Genomic DNA, 24,209 nt, shown 5'->3' on the forward strand with positions numbered 1-24,209 from the left:
TATGCCCCGCGTTCATGCCATAGAGAATTACCGCAACTTCGGTATCATGGCGCATATCGATGCCGGTAAGACCACGACCACCGAGCGCATCCTCTATTACACCGGCAAGAGCCACAAGATCGGCGAAGTGCACGAAGGTGCCGCGACGATGGACTGGATGGAGCAGGAGCAGGAGCGTGGCATCACGATCACCTCGGCTGCGACCACTGCATTCTGGGCCGGCAAGCGCCTGAACATCATCGACACCCCCGGCCACGTCGACTTCACCATTGAAGTCGAGCGTTCGCTGCGCGTGCTCGACGGCGCCGTCTGCGTGCTCGACTCGAACCAGGGCGTTGAGCCCCAGACCGAGACCGTCTGGCGCCAGGGCGACAAGTACAAGGTTCCGCGCATCGTCTTCGCCAACAAGATGGACAAGACCGGCGCCGACTTCTTCAAGTGCCTGGCCGACATCGTCGACCGCCTCGGCGCCAAGCCGATCGCGATCCAGCTTCCGATCGGCGCCGAGAACAACTTCAAGGGTCTCGTCGACCTCGTGAAGATGCAGGGCATCATCTGGAACGATGAATCGCTCGGCGCGAAGTTCGACTATGTCGACATCCCGGAAGATCTGGTCGAGCAGGCCAAGGAATACCGCGAGAAGATGGTGGAAGCCGCCGTCGAGCTCGACGACGACGCCATGGCCGCCTATCTCGACGGCAAGGAGCCGGACGAAGAGACGCTGAAGCGGCTGATCCGCAAGGCGGTCCTGACCGGCGCGTTCTATCCCGTGCTGTGCGGCTCGGCCTTCAAGAACAAGGGCGTGCAGCCGCTGCTCGACGCCGTCGTCGACTATCTGCCGTCGCCGATCGACGTGCCCGCGATCAAGGGCACCGACGATCGCGGCAACGAAGTCGTGCGCAAGGCGGACGACAAGGAGCCGCTCGCGCTGCTCGCGTTCAAGATCATGGACGACCCGTTCGTCGGCACCATCACCTTCTGCCGCATCTACTCCGGCGTTCTGCAGAGCGGCACCGGCGTCGTGAACTCGACCCGTGAGAAGAAGGAGCGCATCGGGCGCATGCTCTTGATGCATGCGAACAACCGCGAAGACATCAAGGAAGCCTATGCCGGCGACATCGTCGCGCTGGCCGGCCTGAAGGAAGCGCGCACCGGTGACACGCTGTGCGATCCCGACAAGCAGGTGATCCTCGAGAAGATGGAATTCCCCGAGCCGGTCATCGAGATCGCGATCGAGCCGAAGTCCAAGGCCGACCAGGAAAAGCTGGGCGTGGCTCTGGCCAAGCTCGCTGCGGAGGATCCGTCCTTCCGCGTGTCGACCGACCAGGAGTCCGGCCAGACCATCCTCAAGGGCATGGGCGAACTCCACCTCGACATCAAGGTCGACATTCTCCGCCGCACCTACAAGGTCGACGCCAACATCGGCGCGCCCCAGGTTGCGTTCCGTGAGCGCGTCACCAAGAAGGCCGAGGTCAAGTACACCCACAAGAAGCAGACCGGCGGTACCGGTCAGTTCGCGGAAGTGTCGATCGTGGTCGAGCCGAACGAGCCCGGCAAGGGCTACGAGTTCGAGTCCAAGATCGTCGGTGGTGCGGTTCCGAAGGAATACATCCCCGGCGTCGAAAAGGGCCTCAACAGCGTAATGAGCTCTGGTGTCGTGGCGGGCTTCCCCGTGGTCGACGTCAAGGTTCAGCTCGTCGACGGCAAGTATCACGACGTCGACTCGTCGGCGCTCGCCTTCGAAATCGCATCGCGCGCGGCATTCCGCGAAGCCTTGCAGAAGGGCAAGTCCGTCCTGCTCGAGCCGATCATGAAGGTCGAAGTGGTGACCCCGGAAGACTACACCGGCTCGGTCATCGGCGACCTGAATTCGCGGCGCGGTCAGATCCAGGGTCAGGACATGCGCGGCAACGCCAACGTCATCAATGCGATGGTGCCGCTCATGAATATGTTCGGTTACGTGAATAACCTGCGCTCGATGAGCCAGGGTCGCGCAACCTTCACCATGCAGTTCGACCACTACGCAGAAGCGCCGGCCAACGTGTCGGCAGAAGTCCAGAAGAAGTTTGCCTGATTGTCGTCGGTCACGAACTGACGATTGAACGGAGAGTCAAATGGCCAAAGCAAAGTTTGAACGTAACAAGCCGCACTGCAACATCGGCACCATCGGTCACGTCGACCATGGCAAGACGTCGCTGACCGCGGCGATCACCAAGGTTCTCGCCGAAGCCGGCGGTGCGACGTTCACCGCGTACGACCAGATCGACAAGGCGCCGGAAGAGAAGGCGCGCGGCATCACCATCTCGACCGCGCACGTCGAGTACGAGACGCCGAACCGCCACTACGCCCACGTCGACTGCCCCGGCCACGCCGACTACGTCAAGAACATGATCACCGGCGCCGCCCAGATGGACGGTGCGATCCTGGTCGTGTCGGCCGCTGACGGCCCGATGCCGCAGACCCGCGAGCACATCCTGCTCGCCCGCCAGGTCGGCGTGCCCGCGCTCGTCGTGTTCCTCAACAAGTGCGACATGGTCGACGATCCGGAACTGCTCGAGCTCGTCGAGCTCGAAGTCCGCGAGTTGCTCTCGAAGTACGACTTCCCGGGCGACAAGATCCCGATCATCAAGGGTTCGGCGCTCGCCGCTCTCGAAGATTCCGACAAGAAGCTCGGCCACGACGCCATCCTCGAGCTGATGAAGAACGTCGACGAGTACATCCCGCAGCCGGAGCGTCCGATCGACCAGCCGTTCCTGATGCCGGTTGAAGACGTGTTCTCGATCTCGGGCCGCGGCACCGTCGTGACCGGCCGTGTCGAGCGCGGCATCGTCAAGGTCGGTGAGGAAATCGAGATCGTCGGTCTCCGTGCGACCCAGAAGACGACCGTCACCGGCGTCGAAATGTTCCGCAAGCTGCTCGATCAGGGCCAGGCCGGCGACAACATCGGTGCGCTGCTCCGCGGCACCAAGCGCGAAGACGTCGAGCGCGGCCAGGTGCTGTGCAAGCCGGGTTCGGTCAAGCCGCACACCAAGTTCAAGGCCGAGGCTTACATCCTCACCAAGGAAGAGGGCGGTCGCCACACCCCGTTCTTCACCAACTACCGTCCGCAGTTCTACTTCCGCACCACCGACGTGACCGGTGTCGTGCACCTGCCGGAAGGCACCGAGATGGTGATGCCGGGCGACAACATTGCGATGGAAGTGCACCTGATCGTGCCGATCGCGATGGAAGAGAAGCTCCGCTTCGCGATCCGCGAAGGTGGCCGCACCGTCGGCGCCGGCGTCGTCGCCTCGATCATCGAGTAACAAGCGAATAGGGAATGGTGAGTGGCGAATAGGGATTTCTATTCGCTACTCGCTACTCGCCACTCACTAAAGAAAGCACGGCAATGAACGGCCAAAACATTCGTATCCGTCTCAAGGCGTTCGACCATCGTATCCTCGATACGTCGACCCGCGAGATCGTGAACACGGCGAAGCGCACCGGCGCGCAGGTCCGCGGACCCATTCCGCTGCCCACCCGCATCGAGAAGTTCACCGTCAACCGTTCGCCCCACGTCGACAAGAAGAGCCGCGAGCAGTTCGAGATGCGCACTCACAAGCGCCTGCTCGACATCGTCGATCCGACCCCGCAGACCGTCGATGCTTTGATGAAGCTCGACCTGGCCGCCGGTGTCGACGTCGAGATCAAGCTCTAAGATTTTTGGATCCCGTTCGCGCAAGCGGACAGAAAGAACAGGAAGCAAGCCGATGCGCTCCGGAGTGATCGCACAAAAGGTCGGGATGACGCGGGTCTTTACTGAGGCCGGCGAACATATCCCCGTGACCGTGCTGAAGCTCGGCAATTGCCAGGTCGTGGGCCACCGTACCGAAGAGAAGAACGGTTACGTGGCGCTCCAGCTTGGTTCTGGTGCCCGCAAGACCGTTTACATGCCCAAGGCTGAGCGCGGCCAGTTCGCGGTCGCCAAGGTCGAGCCGAAGCGCCGGGTCGAGGAATTCCGCGTCACCGCGGATGCCATGATCCCGGTCGGCGCCGAGATCCTTGCCGACCACTTCGTCGTCGGCCAGTTCGTCGACGTCACCGGCACCTCGGTCGGTAAGGGCTTCGCCGGCGGCATGAAGCGCTGGAACTTCGGCGGTCTGCGCGCCACCCACGGCGTCTCGGTCTCGCACCGCTCGATCGGTTCGACCGGTGGCCGTCAGGACCCCGGCAAGACCTGGAAGAACAAGAAGATGCCCGGCCACATGGGTGTCGACCGCATCACCACGCTCAACCTTCGCGTCGTTCAGCTCGATGTCGAGCGCGGCCTGATCCTCGTCGAAGGCGCCGTTCCCGGCTCCAAGGGCGGCTGGATCCGCGTGCGCGACGCCGTCAAGAAGCCGCTGCCGAAGGAAGCTCCGAAGCCCGGCAAGTTCAAGGTTGCCGGTGGCGAAGCCGAGGCTGCGGCCCAGCAGGAGGGTGCGTGAGATGGAATTGAAGGTCACCACCCTCGAAGGTAAGGAAGCCGGCTCGGTCCAGCTGTCCGACACCATTTTCGGCCTCGAGCCGCGCCAGGACATCATTGCGCGTTGCGTGCAGTGGCAGCTCAACAAGCGTCAGGCCGGCACCCACAAGGCCAAGGGCCGCGCCGAGATCTGGCGCACCGGCAAGAAGATGTACAAGCAGAAGGGCACCGGCGGTGCTCGTCACGGCTCGGCCCGCGTGCCGCAGTTCCGCGGCGGCGGCCGTGCCTTCGGTCCGGTGGTGCGTTCGCACGCCACCGATCTGCCGAAGAAGGTCCGCGCGCTGGCGCTGAAGCATGCGCTCTCGGCCAAGGCCAAGGACGGCGATCTCGTCGTGATCGAGAAGGCCGCACTGGAAGCCGCCAAGACCAAGGCGCTGCTCGGTCACTTCTCGGGTCTGGGTCTGACCAACGCGCTGATCATCGACGGCGCCGAGCTCAACAACGGCTTTGCCGCTGCGGCCCGCAACATCCCGAACATGGACGTGCTGCCGATCCAGGGCATCAACGTCTACGACATCCTGCGCCGTCAGAAGCTCGTTCTGACCAAGGCCGCCATCGATGCGCTGGAGGCGCGCTTCAAATGACGAAGAACATCGAGGCTCGCCACTACGACGTGATCCTGTCGCCGGTCGTGACCGAAAAAGCGACGATCGCCTCGGAGCACAACAAGGTGCTGTTCAAGGTGGCTGCGAAGGCGACCAAGCCGCAGATCAAGGAAGCGATCGAGAAGCTGTTCGACGTCAAGGTCAAGAGCGTCAATACGCTGGTCCGCAAGGGCAAGACCAAGATCTTCCGCGGCAATCTCGGCTCGCAGTCGAACTCCAAGCGCGCGATCGTGACCCTCGAAGAGGGTCACCGGATCGACGTGACCACCGGTCTGTAAGGTCGCACGACGATGGCACTGAAGACATTCAATCCCACGACGCCGGGCCAGCGCCAGCTGGTCATGGTCGATCGTTCGGCTCTCTACAAGGGCAAGCCGGTCAAGGCGCTCACCGAGGGCAAGCACTCCTCGGGCGGCCGCAACAGCACCGGTCGCATCACCGTGCGCTTCCGCGGCGGTGGTCACAAGCGGACGCTGCGCACCGTCGATTTCAAGCGTGAGAAGATCGACGTTCCCGCGACCGTCGAGCGGTTGGAGTACGATCCGAACCGCAGCGGCTTCATCGCGCTGATCAAGTATCAGGACGGCGAGCAGGCCTACATCCTGGCGCCGCAGCGTCTGGCCGTGGGTGACACCATCATCGCCGGCAACTACGTCGACGTGAAGCCGGGCAACGTCATGCCGCTCGGCAACATGCCGGTCGGGACGATCATTCACAACATCGAGCTCAAGATCGGGAAGGGCGGCCAGCTCGCCCGTTCCGCGGGCACCTATGCCCAGCTCGTCGGTCGCGACCAGGACTACGTGATCATCCGCCTGAACTCGGGCGAGCAGCGCCTGGTGCACGGCCGTTGCCGCGGCACGATCGGCGCGGTGTCGAACCCGGATCACATGAACACCTCGATCGGCAAGGCCGGCCGCAACCGTTGGCTGGGCCGCAAGCCGCATAACCGCGGTGTTTCGATGAACCCGATCGACCATCCGCACGGCGGTGGTGAAGGTCGTACCTCGGGCGGTCGCCACCCGGTCACCCCGTGGGGCAAGCCGACCAAGGGCAAGAAGACCCGCACCAACAAGTCGACCAACAAATTCATTCTCCTAAGCCGCCACAAGCGGAAGAAGTAAGGAACGCCGGACATGGTTCGTTCAGTCTGGAAAGGCCCGTTCGTCGAGGGTTCTCTGCTCAAGAAGGCAGATGCCGCCCGTGCGTCCGGCCGTCACGACGTCATCAAGATCTGGAGCCGTCGCTCGACGATCCTGCCGCAGTTCGTCGGCCTGACCTTCGGCGTTTACAATGGTCAGAAGCACGTGCCGGTGGCCGTCAACGAGGAAATGGTCGGTCACAAGTTCGGCGAGTTTTCGCCGACCCGGACCTTCCATGGCCACTCCGGCGACAAGAAAGCCAAGAAGGCTTGAGGATTAAACGATGAGCAAACCTAAGCGCGAACGGAGCCTCGCCGAGAACGAGGCCAAGGCGGTCGCCCGGATGCTGCGGGTGAGCCCGCAGAAGCTCAACCTGGTCGCCCAGCTCATTCGCGGCCGGAAGGCAGCTGCTGCGCTCGCCGATCTGCAGTTTTCGCGCAAGCGGATCGCGGTCGACGTGAAGAAGTGCCTGGAATCGGCTATCGCCAATGCCGAGAACAACCACGATCTCGACGTCGACGATCTCGTCGTGGCTCAGGCCTTCGTCGGCAACGGCCTCGTGATGAAGCGCTTCGCCGCTCGCGGCCGTGGCCGCTCGGGCCGTGTCTACAAACCATTTTCGCAGCTGACGATCATCGTTCGTCAGGTCGAAGCCGAAGCAGCCGCTTAAGGGCGCAGGAGAAAACGATGGGTCAAAAGATCAATCCGATCGGTCTGCGTCTCGGCATCAACCGCACCTGGGATTCCCGCTGGTTCGCCGGCAAGCAGGAATACGGCAAGCTGCTGCACGAAGACGTCAAGATCCGTGAGATCCTGCACAAGGAGCTCAAGCAGGCGGCCGTCGCCCGCATCGTGATCGAGCGTCCGCACAAGAAGTGCCGCGTCACCATCCACTCGGCTCGTCCGGGCGTGGTGATCGGCAAGAAGGGCGCCGACATCGACAAGCTGCGCAAGAAGGTCGCGGACATCACCTCGTCCGACGTCGTCATCAACATCGTCGAAATCCGCAAGCCGGAGCTCGATGCGACGCTGGTGGCCGAGTCGATCGCGCAGCAGCTCGAGCGCCGCGTGGCGTTCCGCCGTGCCATGAAGCGCGCCGTTCAGTCGGCGATGCGTCTCGGCGCGGAAGGCATCCGCATCAACTGCTCGGGACGTCTGGGCGGTGCGGAAATCGCGCGCATGGAGTGGTATCGCGAAGGTCGCGTGCCGCTGCACACGCTGCGCGCCGACATCGACTACGGCGTTGCGACCGCGTTCACGACCTTCGGCACCTGCGGCGTCAAGGTCTGGATCTTCAAGGGCGAGATCCTCGAGCACGATCCGATGGCCCAGGACAAGAGAATGGCCGAAGGCGAGACGGGTGGCAGTGGTGATCGTGGTGGCCGTCAGCGCCGCGATACGGCTGCAGCCTAAAGCCGCACAGGAATTTGAGGGCTTAAAGCCATGATGCAACCTAAGAAAACGAAGTTCCGGAAGGCGCATAAGGGCCGCATCCACGGCGTTGCGTCTTCGGGCGCGACGTTGGCGTTCGGCCAGTTCGGCCTGAAGGCGACGGAGCCTGAGCGCGTCACCGCGCGCCAGATCGAAGCCGCTCGCCGCGCGCTGACCCGCCACATGAAGCGCGCCGGCCGCGTCTGGATCCGCGTGTTCCCCGACGTTCCGGTGTCGAAGAAGCCGGCCGAAGTCCGCATGGGCTCCGGCAAGGGTTCGCCGGAATTGTGGGTCGCGCGCGTCAAGCCGGGCCGGGTGCTGTTCGAGATCGACGGCGTCAACACCCAGACGGCGCGTGAGGCGCTGACCCTGGCGGCCGCCAAGCTGCCGATCAAGACGCGCTTCGTCGAGCGCATTGCGGAGTAATGGCCATGGCCCAGATGAAAATCGAAGACATCCGCGCGATGAGCCCCGACCAGCAGGATGACGCCGTCCTGAACCTGAAGAAGGAGCGCTTCAACCTGCGCTTCCAGCGCGCCACCGGGCAGCTCGAGAACACCTCGCGCCTGCGCGAGGCCCGCCGTGACATCGCCCGGATCAAGACCGTCGCCGCGCAGACGCGCGCGAAGAAGAAGTAAGAGGCTTACGAAGATGCCGAAACGTACTTTGCAGGGCGTGGTCGTCAGCGACAAGCAAGCCAAGACCATCGTGGTGCGCGTTGATCGCCGCTTCACGCACCCGATCTACAAGAAGACGATCCGCCGTTCGAAGAACTACCACGCGCACGACGAGAGCAACGAGTTCAAGCCGGGCGACATGGTGTGGATCGAGGAATCGAAGCCGATTTCGAAGTTGAAGCGCTGGGTCGTGATCCGGGGCGAACACAAGAAAAGCGCCTGATCTGTTGGCTTTAGCCGACTGACTTCAGGGAAATGTTGAGCGCCGGCTGGGCTGGCGCAAATAGAAGAGGACGAGGTGCATCAATGATTCAGATGCAGACCAACCTCGACGTGGCCGACAATTCTGGCGCACGCCGTGTCATGTGTATCAAGGTGCTCGGGGGCTCCAAGCGCCGCTACGCCACGATCGGCGACATCATCGTCGTTTCGATCAAGGAAGCAATTCCGCGTGGCAAGGTGAAGAAGGGCGACGTGATGAAGGCCGTCGTGGTGCGCGTCCGCAAGGACATCCGCCGCGCCGACGGTTCGGTCATCCGCTTCGACCGTAACGCCGCCGTTCTGATCAACAACCAGTCCGAGCCGGTCGGCACCCGTATCTTCGGGCCCGTGCCGCGCGAGCTGCGCGCGAAGAACCACATGAAGATCATCTCGCTCGCGCCGGAGGTGCTGTGATGGCTGCCAAGATCCGCAAGGGCGACAAAGTCGTCGTGCTGACCGGCCGCGACAAGGGCCGCACCGGCGAAGTGTTCGAAGTGCGTCCCGACGCCGGCACGGCGCTGGTGCGCGGCATCAACATGGTCAAGCGTCACCAGAAGCAGACGCAGGCCCAGGAGGGCGGCATCATCTCGAAGGAGTCGCCGATCCAACTGTCCAACATCGCGTATGTCGGCAAGGACGGAAAGCCGACCCGCGTCGGATTCAAGATTCTGGCGGACGGCAAGAAAGTCCGCATCGCCAAGAGCTCGGGAGCTGAGATCGATGGCTGAGGCCGCTTACACGCCGCGCCTGCGCGCGGAATACGATGCGAAGATCCGCACGGCCATGACCGAGAAGTTCGGTTATGAGAACGTCATGCAGGTTCCGCGTCTGGACAAGGTCGTGCTGAACATGGGCGTTGGCGATTCCGTCAACGATCGCAAGAAGGCCGAGACCGCCGCTGCCGAGCTGACCCAGATCGCCGGCCAGAAGGCCATCGTGACCTATTCGCGTATCGCGATCGCGACCTTCAAGCTGCGTGAAAACCAGCCGATCGGCTGCAAGGTCACGCTGCGCAAGGCCCACATGTACGAGTTCATCGATCGCCTGGTGACGGTCGCGCTGCCGCGCGTCCGCGACTTCCGCGGCCTGAACCCGAAGAGCTTCGACGGCCGCGGCAACTACTCGCTCGGCATCAAGGAGCACATCATTTTCCCCGAGATCGACTTCGACAAGGTCACGGAAGCCCGCGGCATGGACATCACCGTCTGCACCACGGCCAAGACCGACGAAGAGGCGAGGGCCTTGTTGACCGCTTTCAATTTCCCGTTCCGGCAGTGAGACGCTGACCTAAAGCCTCTCAAACGCGGATACCCAGGAGCCAAGCATGGCAAAGAAGAGTTCAGTCGAGAAGAACAACCGGCGCAAGCGGATGGTGAAGAACGCCGCCGCCAAGCGCGAGCGGTTGAAGGCGATCATCGCCGACAAGAAGCTGCCGATGGAGGAGCGTTTCGCTGCGACGTTGAAGCTGGCGGAAATGCCGCGCAACTCGTCGGCAACCCGCATCCGCCTGCGTTGCGAGCTGTCGGGTCGCCCGCGCTCGAACTACCGCAAGAACAAGCTGTCCCGTATCGCGCTGCGCGAACTTGGCTCCAAGGGCATGGTCCCGGGCCTCGTGAAGTCCAGCTGGTAAGGAGGGTCGTTTAGATGTCTACGCACGATCCAATCAGCGATCTGATCACCCGTATCCGCAATGCGCAGATGCGCTCCAAGACCAAGGTCTCCACGCCTGGCTCGAAGATGCGCGAGAACGTGCTCGAGGTCCTCAAGTCCGAGGGCTACATCCGCGGTTACGCCACGCTCGAGCACTCCTCGGGCCGCAGCGAGATCGAGATCGAGCTGAAGTATTTCGACGGCGAGCCCGTCATCCGCGAGATCGAACGTGTTTCCAAGCCCGGGCGTCGCGTCTACGCCTCGGTGAAGAACCTGCCGCGGGTCAACAACGGCCTCGGCATTTCGGTGTTGTCGACGCCGAAGGGGATCATGGCCGACCACAGCGCGCGCGACGCGAATGTGGGCGGTGAAGTCCTCTTCACGGTGTTCTGAGAAGGATTTTTGATCCATGTCACGTGTTGGCAAAAGGCCTGTGCCGGTTCCGTCGGGTGTGACCGCGACCGTCGATGGGCAGACCGTCAAGATGAAGGGGCCGAAGGGCCAGCTTCAGTTCGTCGTTCATGACGACGTCGAGGTCAAGCTCGAGAGCGGCCAGATCATGGTCAAGCCGCGGCTCGAGACCAATCGCGCCCGCGCGCTCTACGGTACCGCTCGCGCCCAGGTCGCGAATCTGGTCGAAGGCGTCACCAAGGGCTTCGAGAAGAAGCTCGAGATCACCGGCGTCGGTTACCGCGCCGCGATGCAGGGCAAGAACCTGCAGCTCGCGCTCGGCTACAGCCACGACGTGGTCTATGCGATCCCGGAAGGGATCACGATCACCGTGCCGAAGCCGACCGAGATCACGGTGACGGGCAGCGACATCCAGCGCGTCGGCCAGGTTGCGGCCGAGATCCGCGGTTATCGCCCGCCGGAGCCCTACAAGGGCAAGGGCGTGAAGTATGTTGGCGAATTCATCTTCCGCAAGGAAGGCAAGAAGAAGTAACGGAGCCGGTCATGTCCAAAGCCAAGGTTACCAATGCCCGGCGCAAGCGGAGTGTGCGGCTGAAGCTGCGCCGCTCCGGTGGTGGTCGTCCGCGTCTGTCGGTGTTCCGCTCGTCCAAGCACATCTACGCCCAGGTCATCGACGACCTGAAGGGCGAGACGCTGGCCTCTGCCTCTTCGCTCGAGAAGGCGATGCGCGACGGCGGCAAGACCGGCGCCGACATCGATGCGGCGAAGGCGGTCGGCAAGCTGCTGGCCGAGCGCGCCGCCGAGAAGGGCGTCAAGGAAGTCGTGTTCGATCGCGGCAGCTACCTCTACCACGGGCGCGTCAAGGCTCTCGCCGACGCAGCGCGTGAGAGCGGGCTGAGCTTCTAACAGAATTTGAGGATTGAGGCGCAAGCCTCTGAAGGATTGGAAAAATGGCAGAACGCGAACAACGTGGTGGACGCGATCAACGCGGCGGCGGCGGACGTGAACGCAGGGAGCGCGAGGAGCGCGACAGCGAGTTCGTCGACAAGCTCGTTCACATCAACCGCGTGGCCAAGGTCGTCAAGGGCGGCAAGCGCTTCGGTTTCGCAGCGCTGGTCGTGATCGGCGACCAGAAGGGCCGCGCCGGCTTCGGTCACGGCAAGGCGCGCGAAGTGCCGGAAGCGATCCGCAAGGCCACCGAGTCCGCCAAGCGCAACCTGACCCGCGTCTCGCTGCGCGAGGGCCGCACGCTGCATCACGACATCGCCGGCCGTCATGGCGCGGGCCGTGTCTACCTGCGTGCAGCTCCAGCCGGTACCGGCATCATCGCCGGCGGTCCGATGCGCGCCGTGTTCGAGACGCTCGGCGTCCAGGACGTGGTCGCCAAGTCGATCGGCTCGTCGAACCCCTACAACATGGTTCGCGCGACCTTCGACGCGCTGAAGCATCAGGATTCGCCGCGTTCGGTCGCAGCCCGCCGCAACATCAAGGTGTCCACTCTGCAGTCGCGCCGTATCGGTGGCGATGCCGAGGCGGCTGCCGACTAACGGAAGCTCTGGAGTAGACTCCCATGGCCAAGGCCAGCAAGACGATCAAGCTCGAGCAGACCGGCAGCGCGATCCGCCGCCATCACTCGCAGCGCTCGACGCTGATCGGGCTCAAGCTCAACAAGATCGGTCGCACCAGCGAACTGCAGGACACCCCGGCAGTCCGTGGCATGATCGAGAAGGTTCATCATCTCGTCCGCATCGTCGACGAGAAGTAAATAAGGAGAAGGGCGATGAAGCTCAGCGATATCGCCGACAACGCCGGCTCGCGCAAGAAGCGTATGCGCGTCGGCCGTGGCATCGGTTCGGGCAAGGGCAAGCAGTCCGGCCGCGGCGGCAAGGGTCAGACCGCGCGTTCGGGCGTGCGCATCAAGGGTTTCGAAGGCGGCCAGATGCCGATGCATCGCCGTCTGCCCAAGCGCGGCTTCAACAACATCTTCCGCGTCGAGTTCGCCGAGATCAATCTCGACCGGCTCCAGGAAGCGGTCGATGCCAAGAAGATCGACGCCGGCAGCGTCGTGAACGTCGAGGCCCTGGTGAAGGGCGGCGTGCTGCGCCGGCCCAAGGGTGGCCTGCGGCTGCTCGGCCGCGGCGAGCTCAAGTCCAAGCTCAACATCGAAGTCCACGGCGCCACCAAGACCGCGATCGCCGCGGTCGAGAAGGCCGGCGGCTCGGTGAAGATCCTCGCCCCTGCCAAGGAAGAAGGCGAGGCGGCGTAACAACTGCGTCATTGGCCCGCGGCTCGCGGGCCTTTACGCGTGCGGGACGTGGACTTATCGAAGCCGAGCCCCAGATAATGTCCGGTGTCCGGTATAATGTAGCCCGGCCGCGGGCATGACGGCGCAATAGGCGGCGGGAGAAAGTCCAAGATGGCCTCTGCAGCGGAACAACTGGCAGCCAATCTCAATTTCGGTGCGTTTGCCAAGGCTGACGAACTGAAGAAGCGCATCTGGTTCACCCTGGGTGCGCTGCTCGTTTATCGGCTCGGGACCTACATCCCGCTCCCCGGCATCGATCCCAATATCTGGGAGCAGGTGTTCCGCTCCCAGGCGGGCGGCATCCTCGGCATGTTCAACATGTTCGCCGGCGGCGGCATCCACCGCATGGCGATCTTCGCCTTGAACATCATGCCGTATATCTCGGCCTCGATCATCATCCAGCTCCTCACCACCGTCTCGCCGCAACTCGAGGCGCTGAAGAAGGAAGGCGAGTCCGGCCGCAAGCTGCTGAACCAGTACACCCGCTATCTCACCGTGATCCTGGCCGCGTTCCAGTCCTACGGTATCGCGGTGGGCCTCGAGGGCGCTGGCAACGTCGTCAGCGACCCTGGCCTGTTCTTCCGCCTGTCCACCGCGATCACGCTGACCGGCGGCACCATGTTCCTGATGTGGCTGGGCGAGCAGATCACCTCGCGCGGCATCGGCAACGGCATCTCGCTGATCATTCTCGCCGGCATCGTCGCCGAGCTGCCCGCCGCGCTCGCCAACATGCTCGAGCTCGGCCGTCAGGGCGCGATGTCGACCGGCCTGATCCTGGTCGTCATCATCATGGCAGTCGCCGTGATCGCCTTCATCGTGTTCATGGAGCGCGCGCAGCGCCGCCTCCTGATCCAGTATCCGAAGCGCCAGGTCGGCAACAAGATGTTCGAGGGTCAGTCCTCGCATCTGCCGCTCAAGCTCAACACCTCCGGTGTGATCCCGCCGATCTTCGCGTCCTCGCTGCTGCTGCTGCCGACCACGGTGGCGAACTTCAACGCGGGCAGCGGGCCGGAATGGTTCCAGTGGATCACGACCCAGCTCGGCCATGGCCGTCCGCTGTTCCTGATCATGTATCTGGCGCTGATCGTCTTCTTCGCCTTCTTCTACACCGCGATCGTGTTCAACCCGACCGAGACCGCGGACAATCTGAAGAAGCACGGCGGCTTCATTCCGGGCATCCGTCCCGGCGAGCGCACCGCGGAATATATCGACTACGTGCTCTCGCGCATCACCGTGCTCGGCGCGGTCTATCTGGCGATCGTCTGCTTGATCCCTGAGATCCTGATCTCCTACGCCTCGGTGCCGTTCTACTTCGGCGGCACCTCGCTGCTGATCGTGGTCAGCGTCACCATGGACACGGTGGCACAGGTGCAGGGCTATCTGCTGGCGCATCAGTATGAAGGCCTGATCCGCAAGTCGAAGCTGCGTGGCCGCCGTAGATGAACAAGGAGCTCGCGCGCCGGATCGCTTTCACGATTGGCGCGCTGCTCCTCTTCAGGCTCGGCACCCAGGTCCCGCTTGTCGGGATGGGGGCGCCGAGCTCGTCGTTCTCAGGCGAACATGTGGTTCGCTTTTCGATCTTCGCACTCGGTATCCTTCCCTATCTGACGGCCGCGATCGTCGTCCGGCTTGTCTCGCTGGTATCGCGGCGCTTGAGCTCACTCGAGAGGTCGGGCGAGCGCGGCCGGCGCAAAATCTCCGGCTACACGCTGATAGTGACCCTGGTCTTCACCACCTTCCAGGCCTACGGCTACGCCTCGACCATCCGGACAATTCCGGCGCTGGTCTCCGATCCCGACGAATGGCCCGTGCTCGCTGCCACGGCCTCGATCGTGGGTGGCGTGTTCGTCCTGGTCTGGCTCAGCGAACAGATCACCCGCCACGGCATCGGCAATGGTCTGGCGCTGCTGCTCAGCGTCAATATTCTCGTTCATGTCCCGGTCGACATTGCCGGCATCGCACGCCTTCTGCAGGACGGCCAGGTACCCGGCAGTGTCGTGCTGTTCCACGCGCTCGTCTGGATCGTGGTCGTCGCATTGATCGTCTTCGTTGAAGGTGCGCGACGCAATGTCCGTGTCGAGTTCGCCGAGCGCAGACTCGGAGATCGCCTGCTGCCCGCGCGAGCTGCGATTCTCCCGATCAAGATCAACAGTGCCGGCTTTCTGATTCCGGTCACCGCGGCGCCGTGGATCTTCTTTCTGCCGCTCGCCCTTGCGGGCCTCATCCTTGGCGGTGATCATCCCGTGGTCGCCGCAGCGTACCGGCACTTTCAGGTCGGGCAACCGGCGCATCTCATCCTCGTGTCGATCGCCGTGTTCGTGCTGGCCTTCATCTACACTGCCTACGTCGTCGATCCCGAGCACGCGGCCAAATCCCTGGCCACGCGCGACGGCACGATTCCCGATGTCGCGCCGGGCGAGGCGACCGCCGACTATCTCGACCGCGTCGTGTCATTGACGACAGTCGTCGGAGCCGTCTACCTGACTGTGTTGCAGTTGATTCCGGAGGTCTTCGAGCTTTACGGGATCGGGCTGCCTTATAGTATGATGATCAATGGCGGTGGGGCGCTGGTTGTGGTTTGCACCGCTCTTGATATCAAAGCACAGGTGCGCGACGTATCGCTCACCAATCCGGGGGGCGTACGCCGATGAGAATTATACTTCTGGGACCGCCGGGGTCGGGCAAGGGGACCCAGGCGCAGTTGCTGGTGCAACGCTATGGCATCGTCCAGCTCTCGACCGGCGAGATGCTGCGTGCCGCGGTTGCGGCCGGTACGCCAGTCGGGCTGAAGGCCAAGGAGATCATGGCCAGCGGTGGTCTCGTACCCGACGAGGTCGTGGTCGGAATCATCTCCGATCGGATCGACCAGCCGGACGCCAAGAACGGTTTCATCCTCGACGGTTTCCCGCGCACCGTGCCGCAGGCCGAGGCGCTGGACGAGCTGCTCAAGCACAAGCACCTCAAGCTCGACGCCGTGATCGAGCTTCGCGTCAACGAGAGCGCGCTGCTGAATCGTGTCGAGACCCGCGTCGCCCAGATGCGTGAGCGCGGGAAGGAGGTCCGACTCGACGACACGCCGGAGGTCCTGACCAAGCGGTTAGCCAGCTACCGCAACCAGACGGAACCGCTGATTCACTACTATTCCGAGCGGCGGAAGCTCTCGACCATCGACGGTATGATGGCCATCGACGAGGTCACCCGCGCCATCCATCGCCAGCTCCTGGCGTTGGGAGCAGTCGAGCCCAAGACCCACGCCAAAAGCGCAGCCAAGGCGGGCCCGGCCAAGAAGGCCAAGGCCAGCAAGAAAGCGAGCAAGACGGCTAGGAAAGCAGCCAAAACGACCAAAAAACCCGCCAAATCGGCGAAAAAGGCCGTCAAGACGGCGGTGAGGGGCCCCAAGAAGACGGCCAAGAAGGCCGCCGGGAGGTCCGTCAAGAAAGCGGCAAAGAAAACAGCCCGAAAGACCGCCAAGAAGGCTGTCAAAAAGGGTGCCAAAAAGGCCGCAAAAAAGGTCACGAAAAAGCGAGCTAAGCGCTAGCAGCGGTTGACGAAAGCCCCTGGAATCCCCTAATAAGCCCCGCATCCAAGTCGGATAGTTTCAAACGATGCCGGCCCCAGGAAGACCAGGGGTGGGCGTCGTGTTCGCGTTTGTGAACACCTGCCCGAGAAACCAAGCACTTAAAGACCGGTTCCTGACGAGGGATCGGCAACAGGAGAGAAGGCCGTGGCCCGTATTGCCGGCGTGAACATCCCGACCAACAAGCGCGTGCTGATCGCGCTCCAGTACATCCATGGCATCGGTCAGAAGATCGCCGGTGAGATCCTGGAGAAGGTGAAGATCCCCGTGGATCGTCGCGTCAATCAGCTGAGCGACGCCGAAGTGCTCCAGATCCGCGAAGTGATCGACCGCGACTATCTCGTCGAGGGCGACCTGCGTCGTGAGGTCGGCATCAACATCAAGCGTCTGATGGACCTCGGCTGCTATCGCGGCCTGCGTCATCGTCGCGGCCTGCCGGTGCGCGGCCAGCGCACCCACACCAATGCGCGCACGCGCAAGGGTCCGGCCAAGGCCATCGCCGGCAAGAAGAAGTAAGTTTTCGAATCCAATCGCGGCGTGTGGCGAACAGGGATGACCCCTTCGCCATGCGCCTTTCGTTCCACAGGTGTAGCCGCTGGCATTACGGCGGCGTTTGAGATCTTCAGGAAAGGTACTCTATGGGCAAGGAAGCCACCCGCGTTCGTCGTCGTGAGCGCAAGAACATCGCCTCCGGCGTCGCGCACGTGAACTCGTCGTTCAACAACACGACCATCACCATCACCGACGCGCAGGGCAACACGATTGCCTGGTCTTCCGCCGGCACGATGGGCTTCAAGGGCTCGCGCAAGTCGACCCCGTACGCCGCGCAGGTTGCCGCCGAGGACGTGTCCAAGAAGGCGCAGGAGCACGGCATGCGCACGCTGGAAGTCGAAGTCGCAGGTCCCGGTTCGGGCCGCGAGTCGGCGCTCCGCGCGCTTCAGGCCGCAGGCTTCACCGTCACCTCGATCCGTGACGTGACCACGATCCCGCACAACGGTTGCCGTCCCCGCAAGCGTCGGCGCGTTTGATCCCGAGTTGCGGGCGCATTGGCGCCCGCAATGACTTTTCTAAGAAGCCGCGGGAATGATCTGCGGCCTTTCTCCAACGCCAGTATTTGAACGCTCAAATTGACTGGCCTGTATGGGTGAAACAGTGACGATCCAGAAAAATTGGCAAGAACTGATTCGACCGAACAAGCTCCAGGTCACGCCCGGCAGCGATTCGAACCGTTTCGCGACCATCGTCGCCGAGCCGCTCGAGCGCGGCTTCGGCCAGACGCTCGGCAACGCGCTGCGCCGCATCCTGCTCTCCTCGCTCCAGGGCGCGGCGGTGCAGTCGGTGCACATCGACGGCGTGTTGCACGAGTTCTCCTCGATCGCGGGCGTTCGTGAGGACGTCACCGACATCGTGCTCAACATCAAGGACATCTCGATCAAGATGCAGGGCGAAGGCCCCAAGCGCATGGTCGTGAAGAAGCAGGGCCCGGGCGTCGTCACCGCCGGCGACATCCAGACCGTCGGCGACGTCGTGGTGCTGAACCCCGATCTGCAGATCTGCACCCTCGACGAGGGCGCGGAGATCCGCATGGAGTTCACGGTCGCCACCGGCAAGGGCTACGTGCCCGCCGAGCGCAATCGTCCCGAGGACGCGCCGATCGGCCTGATCCCGGTCGACAGCCTGTACTCGCCGGTCCGCAAGGTCTCCTACAAGGTCGAGAACACCCGCGAGGGCCAGATCCTCGACTACGACAAGCTGACCATGACGATCGAGACCAACGGCGCGATCTCGCCGGATGACTCCGTGGCTTACGCCGCCCGCATCCTGCAGGATCAGCTCAACGTGTTCGTCAACTTCGAAGAGCCGCGCAAGGAAGTCGCCCAGGAGATCATCCCGGACCTCGCCTTCAACCCGGCCTTCCTCAAGAAGGTGGACGAGCTCGAGCTGTCGGTGCGTTCGGCCAACTGCTTGAAGAACGACAACATCGTCTACATCGGCGACCTCGTGCAGAAGAGCGAGGCGGAAATGCTCCGCACTCCGAACTTCGGCCGCAAGTCGCTGAACGAGATCAAGGAAGTGCTGGCCCAGATGGGTCTGCATCTCGGCATGGAAGTGCCGGGCTGGCCGCCGGAGAACATCGACGAGCTCGCCAAGCGCTTCGAGGATCACTACTGAGCGAGTTGGGAGTGGCGAATAGCGAATAGGGACGAACATCCATTCGCTACTCGCCATTCGCTATTCGCGGCCTAGGGCGAACGCAGGAAGCCCACCTGAAAACCAGTCGCTGAACCACCGCGACACATCGAAGAAGGAATAGTCACATGCGTCACGGCAAGGTTCATCGGAAGCTCAACCGCACTGCCGAGCATCGCCGCGCGATGTTCGCCAACATGTGCGCCGCGCTGATCAAGCACGAGCAGATCGTCACCACGCTGCCGAAGGCGAAGGAGCTCCGTCCGATCGTCGAGAAGCTCGTCACCCTCGGCAAGAAGGGCGGGCTGGCCATGCGCCGCCAGGCCATCTCCGAGATGCGCGACAAGGACCAGGTCAAGAAGCTGTTCGACGTGCTGGCGCCTCGCTACAAGGACCGCCAGGGCGGCTACACCCGCATCATCAAGGCCGGCTTCCGCTACGGCGACAATGCCGCGATGGCCGTGATCGAGTTCGTCGATCGCGACGTCGATGCCAAGGGCCAGGATTCCGGTCCGGTGCTGGAGAAGGAAGCCGAGGCGGCGTAAGCCGATCGGTCTTGAATTCAGAGAGCGGCGCCTTCGGGCGCCGCTTTTTTTTGCCGACGCGGTACCTTATCGGTGCTTGCGGTATCGTCCCGGCTTTCGCCGTGACGACGAGCCCATGTCCTTCTCACGCCTGAATGTCTTTCTCACGCCTGAGTGAGCGCCAATTGCGGTCTCATGTCGAGCGCCCGATATCTCCACCGACATCGATGGAGATGAGACATGAACATCGACCTTTCCGGGAAGACCGCCCTCGTAACCGGCTCGACCGCCGGCATCGGCCACGCCATCGCCACAGGCCTCGCGGCCTCTGGCGCCAGTGTCGTGATCAATGGGCGCGGCCAGGACAAGGTCGATGCCGCCGTGCGCAAGCTGGAAGGGACGGGCGCGAAGGTGCGCGGCATCGCCGCCGACGTCTCGACCGCAGCCGGTTGCAAGGCGCTCGTTGCGGCGCTGCCAGAAGTCGACATCCTCATCAACAATGCCGGCATCTTCGAGCCCAAGGATTTCTTCGAGATTCCGGACGAGGACTGGAGCCGCTTCTTCGAGGTCAATGTCATGAGCGGCGTGCGGCTGTCGCGCGCTTATCTGAAGGGCATGCTCAAGCGCAATTGGGGCCGCATCGTCTTCATCTCATCGGAGTCCGGGCTCAACATTCCCGTCGAGATGATCCACTACGGCATGACCAAGACGGCCCAGCTCTCGGTCGCGCGCGGTCTGGCGCAGCTCACCCGCGGCACCGGCGTCACCGTCAATTCCGTGCTGCCGGGGCCGACCATGTCGGAGGGCGTCGAGACCTTTGTGAAGGATCTCGCCAAGCAGAACGGCCAGTCGGTCGACGAGGCTGCCGCCAATTTCGTCAAGCAGCATCGGCCGAGCTCGCTGCTGCAACGCTTCGCCAGTGTCGACGAGATCGCCAACATGGTGGTCTATGTTGCGTCGAAGCAGGCGTCCGCGACCAACGGTGCGGCGCTGCGGGCCGAGGGCGGCATCGTCAACACCATCGCCTGAGCCGCGCATGACTGCCTATGTGATTTCCGAAGTCGAGATGCGCGATCCCGAGGGGTTCGAAGCCTATCGTGTGCTCGCCGCAGAGACGATCGCGCAGTATGGCGGGCGTTATCTCGTCCGCGGCGGCAAGGCCGAGCTTGCCGAAGGCAACCTTCCAGCGAAGGCCATCGTCATCGTCGAATTCGCGTCGATGGCGCGGCTGAAGGAATGGTACACCTCGCCGGAATATGCCGAAGCGCTCAAGCTGCGGCAGACCGCGCTGGAACGGCGGCTGCTGTTCGTCGAGGGCGCGGCGGAAGCGTAGGAGCCGTAGGGTGGGTTAGCCTGCGGCTGCGCGAAGCGCAGTCCGCTGGCGTAACCCACCGCCGTGTGTTTCCGCAGAACCAGAGGTGGGTTACGCTACGCTAATCCACCCTCCGCACCGACGTTGCGGCGCCTACCACCCCTCCAGCACGATCTTGCCGCGCGACTTGCCACTCTCGAGCAGCGCATGCGCGCGCTTGAGGTTGGCGGCGTTGATCGTGCCAAAAGTCTGGTCGAGCGTGGTGCGCAGCACGCCCTTGTCGATGAGGTCTGCGACGTCGTTGAGCAAATGATGCTGCGCGATCATGTCTGATGTCTGGAACGAGGAGCGCGTGAACATCGATTCCCAGTGCACCGAGATCGCCTTGCCCTTGAACGTGCTCATGGTGAATTCCGGGGGATCGTCGATCAGGCCGAACCGGCCCTGCGGCGCCATGAACTCGGCGATCGCCTTGTAATGCTGATCGGTGAAGGTGAGGCTCGCCACCAGCGCGACCGGCGGCAGTTTCAATTTTTCGATCTGCTCCTTCATCGGCTTGCCGTGGTCGATCACCGCATGCGCGCCGAGATCGAAACACCATTTTTGCGAGTCCGGCCGCGTCGCGGTGGCGAGCACCGTGAGGCCGGTGAGGCGGCGGGCGAGCTGGATCAGGATCGAGCCGACGCCGCCGGCGCCGCCCGTGATCAGCAGGGTGCGCGGATCGACGCTCTTGCCGGGCACCGCGCCGAGCCGATCGAACAGCAATTCCCAGGCGGTGATGGAGGTGAGGGGAAGGGCGGCGGCTTGCGCGAACGACAGGCTCTTCGGCTTGTTGCCGACGATGCGCTCGTCGACCAGGTGGAATTCGGCGTTGGTGCCCTGGCGCAGGATCGAGCCGGCGTAAAACACCTCGTCACCCGGCTTGAACAGCGTGACCTCGGGCCCGACGGCATCGACCACGCCGGCCGCGTCATAACCCAGGATCTTGGTCTCGCCCTCGGGCGGCGCTGCGCGCTTGCGCACCTTGTAATCGACCGGATTGGCCGAAATCGCCTTCACGGCGACGCGGATGTCGCGCCCTCCGGGTTCGGGCTTTGCGGTCTCGAAATCGATCAGCGCATCCTGATCCTCGATCGGAAGCGATTTCTTGTAGCCGACGGCCTTCATGGCTTGTCTCCATCAGATGGCGCGCAGCTTGGCATGGGCGCGCCTAGCCTGCTAAGTGTCGCGCTAGCTCCAATTTGGCAAGTACTGTAAATTCGGGGATATAGTCCCTGTTTGGATACTATTGGGAAAACACGCATGAAACGGCGCGATTTTACCCGGCGCCCGGGCTGCTCGGTCGAGGCGACGCTGGACCTGATCGACGGTAAGTGGAAGGGCGTGATCCTCTACCATCTCCAGAGCGGCACCCAGCGCTTCGGCGAATTGCGCCGTCGGATGCCCGGCATCACCCAGCGCATGCTGACAAAGCAGCTGCGTGCGCTGGAGGAGGACAAGCTCGTCATCCGCAAGGTCTATGCCGAGGTGCCGCCGCGCGTCGAATACTGCCTCTCCGAACTCGGCGAGAGCCTCAGGCCGGTGATCGATATCCTCAAGGCTTGGGGCGAGAGCCATCAGCAGCGGCTGTCCGGTGCGCCGCCGCCGGCGATCGTGAAGAAGCCGAAGCGCGCAGCTTAGAGATCCAGGAGCGGCGTGCCGCTCCCGGGAGAGATACCCCTCAGAACGCGAACTGCGTGCGCATCGCGACCGCATCGAACTTCGAGCCGACATCTGCGGTCGCGATCGGCGAGGCTTGCCTCGACACCGTGCCGTGCAGATAGTCGAGCATGAAGCGGACGTTGCCGTTGACGTACCAGTTGAGTGCCAGCGTGTAGACGGTCTGTCGGCCGCCGGCGATGCCGGTCGCTGCGCCCAATTGATTGTTGAGGTCGACCGTCGAGAAGCGCCCCGCGATTTCCCACGCACCCCAGCCGCCGCCTTCGAGCGAGAAAGGATGCGCCGGCTTGACGCCGCTATAGGCCGCGTTCGCCGCGTTGTAGCTGCGGCCTTCGCCCGTCAACACGTAGCCGGCCTGCGCGTAGCCACCCTGGAATTTCAGGCTGGGTGCGCCGACCAGCGGCACGCCGGTGTTGGCGGTCCGGTCGACATTGTACCAGAAGTACTCGCCCTGAACGATGAGCGGGCCGTAGGTTGCCGCGGCTTCGACGCTGTAGACCTGCGCGCCCGAGGCATTGGCGATCGCGCCGGTCGAGATCAGCGTGGTCGGATCGAGACGCAATTCCGGACGATCGCTGAGCGTGACGGTTTGCGTGTTGGCGATGAGATTGCGCGGCGGCTGGATCAGCCACTGGGCGTCGGCGCCGATATGCACCGAATAGTCCTTGCCGCTGATCGGGTTGCCGGCGATGCGCGCCACGGCGCCGTATTGCTCGCTTGTGCCCGCCGGCGCCGCGCTCGAAGCCGAGTGGATTGCGCCGGTCGACGGCCCCGTGACATAGCCGCCGATCCAGAGCTGGTCGTTGTACCAGCGCGTACCGGCCGCGGAGCGGAAGTCGCCGGCAGCGATATTGGTCGCGATGATGCCGGCCGAGGCGCGCTCCATGAACATGATGTCGTTGGAGCTCGTGGCCTCATCGAGCGTGTAGGGCACGTCCATGATGCCCGCTTCGATCGCCATCTTGCCGCCGAACGGCTTCAAGCCGGTGTAGCTGAGATAGGCATTTTCGACGCCGGAGACGCCGCCGCCCGGCAGTGATCCAGGAGCGGTGCCGCCAAAACCGTCGGACGAGCCGCCGAAATCGTAGACCAGCGCGAAGTTCCAGTCGTTGAAGAATTTGCCGGTGACGCCGATGCGCGCGCGGCGGACGTTCTGGCCGCTGTCGAGCTTCTGCGGCACGGTCGCCGCCGTGTTGGGACGATAGTCATAGCCGCCGACATCCCAGTGCAGGCGGCTGGTGATGGCGACGCAACTGGCCTGGTCGGCGGTGCAGATGGTCGGCCGGTTGTTCGGCATGGTCACGACGACGCCGGGCGCAGGCGCCGGTCCTTTGACGGGGATCGCCGCGTTCGCATTGGCAACCACAGCCTTCGCCTCCGACCGCGCTTCGGCTTTGGCTTCGGCCTTTGCTTCGGCCTTGGCTTTGGCCGTGGCCGCCGTGTTCGCGGCGGTCTGGCTCTGAAGCTTGTCGAGCTTCTGCTCCAGCATCTTCAACTGTTGTTTGAGCAGCGCGATCTCCTGTTCGCTGCTGCTTGCTGATTGGGCTTGGGCCTGCGAGGCCGCCAACGCTCCGGCCAGGCCGATCGCCGTGACTGCAATCCTTGTCCTGCTCACGTCATGACTCCATGGTTTGACCAATTCCCCAAGTCGCAGGCGGTGAGGCTAGGAACGATTGATGACTGCCCCGCGACGACGCGCATCGGTTGCGTGGTTCCCAGTGATGTAAATTCGCCGCAACCGAATCTACCGTGAGCAAAGAATGCAAGATGATGCGTGTCATGCCAATCCACGAGGCAAGACAAATCGCCGTTCCGCACGCTTGGCTTGCTGGCCGCAGACGCCCGACGGAGGCCGAATATTGCCGCCTAGCGCCCTTCTATTGGGAGGCGAACGCGCCTAT

35 protein-coding genes are annotated in these 24,209 nt (G+C 63.4%); 33 read left to right on the forward strand and 2 right to left on the reverse strand.

Annotation, left to right across the window (positions count from 1 at the left end; genetic code table 11):
* Nucleotide 1 precedes the first annotated feature (1 nt).
* The 32 genes from fusA to RAD04_RS34240 all read left to right on the forward strand — a co-directional run bounded on the left by fusA (nt 2) and on the right by RAD04_RS34240 (nt 20,610).
* Nucleotides 2–2,074 carry an elongation factor G gene (fusA, locus tag RAD04_RS34085; RefSeq protein WP_038950207.1) on the forward strand — a complete coding sequence of 691 codons (2,073 nt, stop codon included), beginning with the start codon at nt 2–4 and terminating at the stop codon, nt 2,072–2,074.
* 40 nt (nt 2,075–2,114) lie between these two features.
* On the forward strand, nt 2,115–3,305 hold the full coding sequence (gene tuf, locus RAD04_RS34090; protein WP_008136415.1) for an elongation factor Tu: 1,191 nt from the start codon (nt 2,115–2,117) through the stop codon (nt 3,303–3,305).
* Between the two features lie 83 nt (nt 3,306–3,388).
* Nucleotides 3,389–3,697 carry a 30S ribosomal protein S10 gene (rpsJ, locus tag RAD04_RS34095; RefSeq protein ID WP_002712302.1) on the forward strand — a complete coding sequence of 103 codons (309 nt, stop codon included), beginning with the start codon at nt 3,389–3,391 and terminating at the stop codon, nt 3,695–3,697.
* Between the two features lie 52 nt (nt 3,698–3,749).
* Nucleotides 3,750–4,466, forward strand: coding sequence for a 50S ribosomal protein L3 (gene rplC / locus RAD04_RS34100; RefSeq protein ID WP_018322262.1), 717 nt, complete (start codon nt 3,750–3,752; stop codon nt 4,464–4,466).
* A 1-nt stretch (nt 4,467) separates the two neighbouring features.
* Nucleotides 4,468–5,088, forward strand: coding sequence for a 50S ribosomal protein L4 (gene rplD / locus RAD04_RS34105; protein WP_020508797.1), 621 nt, complete (start codon nt 4,468–4,470; stop codon nt 5,086–5,088).
* Nucleotides 5,085–5,387 carry a 50S ribosomal protein L23 gene (locus tag RAD04_RS34110; protein ID WP_063195096.1) on the forward strand — a complete coding sequence of 101 codons (303 nt, stop codon included), beginning with the start codon at nt 5,085–5,087 and terminating at the stop codon, nt 5,385–5,387. Before rplD ends, RAD04_RS34110 begins: the two co-directional genes overlap by 4 nt.
* A 12-nt stretch (nt 5,388–5,399) precedes the next feature.
* Nucleotides 5,400–6,233, forward strand: coding sequence for a 50S ribosomal protein L2 (gene rplB, locus RAD04_RS34115; protein ID WP_091957434.1), 834 nt, complete (start codon nt 5,400–5,402; stop codon nt 6,231–6,233).
* A 12-nt stretch (nt 6,234–6,245) separates the two neighbouring features.
* Nucleotides 6,246–6,524 carry a 30S ribosomal protein S19 gene (rpsS, locus tag RAD04_RS34120; protein ID WP_008136357.1) on the forward strand — a complete coding sequence of 93 codons (279 nt, stop codon included), beginning with the start codon at nt 6,246–6,248 and terminating at the stop codon, nt 6,522–6,524.
* A gap of 10 nt (nt 6,525–6,534) precedes the next feature.
* Nucleotides 6,535–6,921, forward strand: coding sequence for a 50S ribosomal protein L22 (rplV, locus tag RAD04_RS34125; RefSeq protein WP_008136353.1), 387 nt, complete (start codon nt 6,535–6,537; stop codon nt 6,919–6,921).
* A 17-nt stretch (nt 6,922–6,938) separates the two neighbouring features.
* Nucleotides 6,939–7,664 carry a 30S ribosomal protein S3 gene (rpsC, locus tag RAD04_RS34130; protein WP_014494500.1) on the forward strand — a complete coding sequence of 242 codons (726 nt, stop codon included), beginning with the start codon at nt 6,939–6,941 and terminating at the stop codon, nt 7,662–7,664.
* A gap of 30 nt (nt 7,665–7,694) precedes the next feature.
* Nucleotides 7,695–8,108, forward strand: a complete 414-nt coding sequence (gene rplP / locus RAD04_RS34135) for a 50S ribosomal protein L16 (protein WP_008136349.1) — start codon at nt 7,695–7,697, stop codon at nt 8,106–8,108.
* A gap of 5 nt (nt 8,109–8,113) precedes the next feature.
* Complete coding sequence (gene rpmC, locus RAD04_RS34140) at nt 8,114–8,320, forward strand: 50S ribosomal protein L29 (RefSeq protein ID WP_026202715.1); 207 nt, start codon at nt 8,114–8,116, stop codon at nt 8,318–8,320.
* A gap of 13 nt (nt 8,321–8,333) precedes the next feature.
* Complete coding sequence (gene rpsQ, locus RAD04_RS34145; RefSeq protein ID WP_007603028.1) at nt 8,334–8,582, forward strand: 30S ribosomal protein S17; 249 nt, start codon at nt 8,334–8,336, stop codon at nt 8,580–8,582.
* 83 nt (nt 8,583–8,665) lie between these two features.
* Nucleotides 8,666–9,034: a 50S ribosomal protein L14 gene (gene rplN, locus RAD04_RS34150; protein ID WP_007603030.1), complete on the forward strand. Its 369-nt coding sequence runs from the start codon at nt 8,666–8,668 to the stop codon at nt 9,032–9,034.
* Nucleotides 9,034–9,348: a 50S ribosomal protein L24 gene (gene rplX / locus RAD04_RS34155; protein WP_007603031.1), complete on the forward strand. Its 315-nt coding sequence runs from the start codon at nt 9,034–9,036 to the stop codon at nt 9,346–9,348. Before rplN ends, rplX begins: the two co-directional genes overlap by 1 nt.
* Nucleotides 9,341–9,898: a 50S ribosomal protein L5 gene (gene rplE, locus RAD04_RS34160; protein WP_018322267.1), complete on the forward strand. Its 558-nt coding sequence runs from the start codon at nt 9,341–9,343 to the stop codon at nt 9,896–9,898. The genes rplX and rplE overlap by 8 nt, the downstream gene beginning before the upstream one ends.
* A gap of 46 nt (nt 9,899–9,944) precedes the next feature.
* Nucleotides 9,945–10,250: a 30S ribosomal protein S14 gene (rpsN, locus tag RAD04_RS34165; protein WP_018322268.1), complete on the forward strand. Its 306-nt coding sequence runs from the start codon at nt 9,945–9,947 to the stop codon at nt 10,248–10,250.
* Nucleotides 10,251–10,264: 14 nt separating this feature from the next.
* Nucleotides 10,265–10,663 carry a 30S ribosomal protein S8 gene (gene rpsH / locus RAD04_RS34170; protein ID WP_018322269.1) on the forward strand — a complete coding sequence of 133 codons (399 nt, stop codon included), beginning with the start codon at nt 10,265–10,267 and terminating at the stop codon, nt 10,661–10,663.
* 16 nt (nt 10,664–10,679) lie between these two features.
* Entirely contained in the window at nt 10,680–11,213 is a 534-nt protein-coding gene (gene rplF / locus RAD04_RS34175) for a 50S ribosomal protein L6 (RefSeq protein WP_461627308.1), read from the forward strand.
* 11 nt (nt 11,214–11,224) lie between these two features.
* Nucleotides 11,225–11,587 carry a 50S ribosomal protein L18 gene (gene rplR / locus RAD04_RS34180; protein ID WP_008549238.1) on the forward strand — a complete coding sequence of 121 codons (363 nt, stop codon included), beginning with the start codon at nt 11,225–11,227 and terminating at the stop codon, nt 11,585–11,587.
* Nucleotides 11,588–11,631: 44 nt separating this feature from the next.
* Nucleotides 11,632–12,228: a 30S ribosomal protein S5 gene (gene rpsE, locus RAD04_RS34185; RefSeq protein WP_018322271.1), complete on the forward strand. Its 597-nt coding sequence runs from the start codon at nt 11,632–11,634 to the stop codon at nt 12,226–12,228.
* A 23-nt stretch (nt 12,229–12,251) separates the two neighbouring features.
* Nucleotides 12,252–12,446, forward strand: coding sequence for a 50S ribosomal protein L30 (gene rpmD / locus RAD04_RS34190; RefSeq protein WP_018322272.1), 195 nt, complete (start codon nt 12,252–12,254; stop codon nt 12,444–12,446).
* A 15-nt stretch (nt 12,447–12,461) separates the two neighbouring features.
* Nucleotides 12,462–12,947: a 50S ribosomal protein L15 gene (rplO, locus tag RAD04_RS34195; RefSeq protein WP_028141003.1), complete on the forward strand. Its 486-nt coding sequence runs from the start codon at nt 12,462–12,464 to the stop codon at nt 12,945–12,947.
* A gap of 150 nt (nt 12,948–13,097) precedes the next feature.
* Nucleotides 13,098–14,429, forward strand: coding sequence for a preprotein translocase subunit SecY (gene secY, locus RAD04_RS34200; protein ID WP_028141002.1), 1,332 nt, complete (start codon nt 13,098–13,100; stop codon nt 14,427–14,429).
* Complete coding sequence (locus RAD04_RS34205; protein WP_461627309.1) at nt 14,426–15,637, forward strand: preprotein translocase subunit SecY; 1,212 nt, start codon at nt 14,426–14,428, stop codon at nt 15,635–15,637. Before secY ends, RAD04_RS34205 begins: the two co-directional genes overlap by 4 nt.
* Nucleotides 15,634–16,524, forward strand: coding sequence for an adenylate kinase (locus tag RAD04_RS34210; protein ID WP_461627310.1), 891 nt, complete (start codon nt 15,634–15,636; stop codon nt 16,522–16,524). Before RAD04_RS34205 ends, RAD04_RS34210 begins: the two co-directional genes overlap by 4 nt.
* Nucleotides 16,525–16,710: 186 nt before the next feature.
* The gene (rpsM, locus tag RAD04_RS34215; RefSeq protein WP_008549231.1) at nt 16,711–17,079 is read left to right on the forward strand and encodes a 30S ribosomal protein S13; all 369 of its coding nucleotides are present in this window, start codon (nt 16,711–16,713) and stop codon (nt 17,077–17,079) included.
* 122 nt (nt 17,080–17,201) lie between these two features.
* On the forward strand, nt 17,202–17,591 hold the full coding sequence (rpsK, locus tag RAD04_RS34220; protein WP_007603045.1) for a 30S ribosomal protein S11: 390 nt from the start codon (nt 17,202–17,204) through the stop codon (nt 17,589–17,591).
* 112 nt (nt 17,592–17,703) lie between these two features.
* Nucleotides 17,704–18,735, forward strand: coding sequence for a DNA-directed RNA polymerase subunit alpha (locus RAD04_RS34225; RefSeq protein ID WP_008136316.1), 1,032 nt, complete (start codon nt 17,704–17,706; stop codon nt 18,733–18,735).
* A 146-nt stretch (nt 18,736–18,881) separates the two neighbouring features.
* Nucleotides 18,882–19,298, forward strand: coding sequence for a 50S ribosomal protein L17 (gene rplQ / locus RAD04_RS34230; protein WP_254120454.1), 417 nt, complete (start codon nt 18,882–18,884; stop codon nt 19,296–19,298).
* A 219-nt stretch (nt 19,299–19,517) separates the two neighbouring features.
* Nucleotides 19,518–20,306, forward strand: a complete 789-nt coding sequence (locus tag RAD04_RS34235) for an SDR family NAD(P)-dependent oxidoreductase (protein ID WP_461627311.1) — start codon at nt 19,518–19,520, stop codon at nt 20,304–20,306.
* Nucleotides 20,307–20,313: 7 nt separating this feature from the next.
* The gene (locus RAD04_RS34240; protein ID WP_461627312.1) at nt 20,314–20,610 is read left to right on the forward strand and encodes a DUF1330 domain-containing protein; all 297 of its coding nucleotides are present in this window, start codon (nt 20,314–20,316) and stop codon (nt 20,608–20,610) included.
* A gap of 132 nt (nt 20,611–20,742) precedes the next feature.
* Here the strand turns inward: RAD04_RS34240 and RAD04_RS34245 are convergent, their stop codons facing one another.
* Nucleotides 20,743–21,756 carry a zinc-binding alcohol dehydrogenase family protein gene (locus RAD04_RS34245; protein ID WP_461627313.1) on the reverse strand — a complete coding sequence of 338 codons (1,014 nt, stop codon included), beginning with the start codon at nt 21,754–21,756 and terminating at the stop codon, nt 20,743–20,745.
* A 135-nt stretch (nt 21,757–21,891) separates the two neighbouring features.
* Between RAD04_RS34245 and RAD04_RS34250 the strand changes: the two genes are divergently transcribed.
* A complete protein-coding gene (locus tag RAD04_RS34250; protein ID WP_461627314.1) occupies nt 21,892–22,269 on the forward strand; it encodes a winged helix-turn-helix transcriptional regulator in 378 nt (125 codons plus the stop codon).
* Between the two features lie 40 nt (nt 22,270–22,309).
* Here RAD04_RS34250 and RAD04_RS34255 read toward each other — a convergent pair whose 3' ends face one another.
* Nucleotides 22,310–23,923, reverse strand: a complete 1,614-nt coding sequence (locus tag RAD04_RS34255) for an OprO/OprP family phosphate-selective porin (RefSeq protein ID WP_461627315.1) — start codon at nt 23,921–23,923, stop codon at nt 22,310–22,312.
* Nucleotides 23,924–24,209: the final 286 nt, after the last annotated feature.

The organism is Bradyrhizobium sp. 25ACV (genome assembly GCF_054863005.1).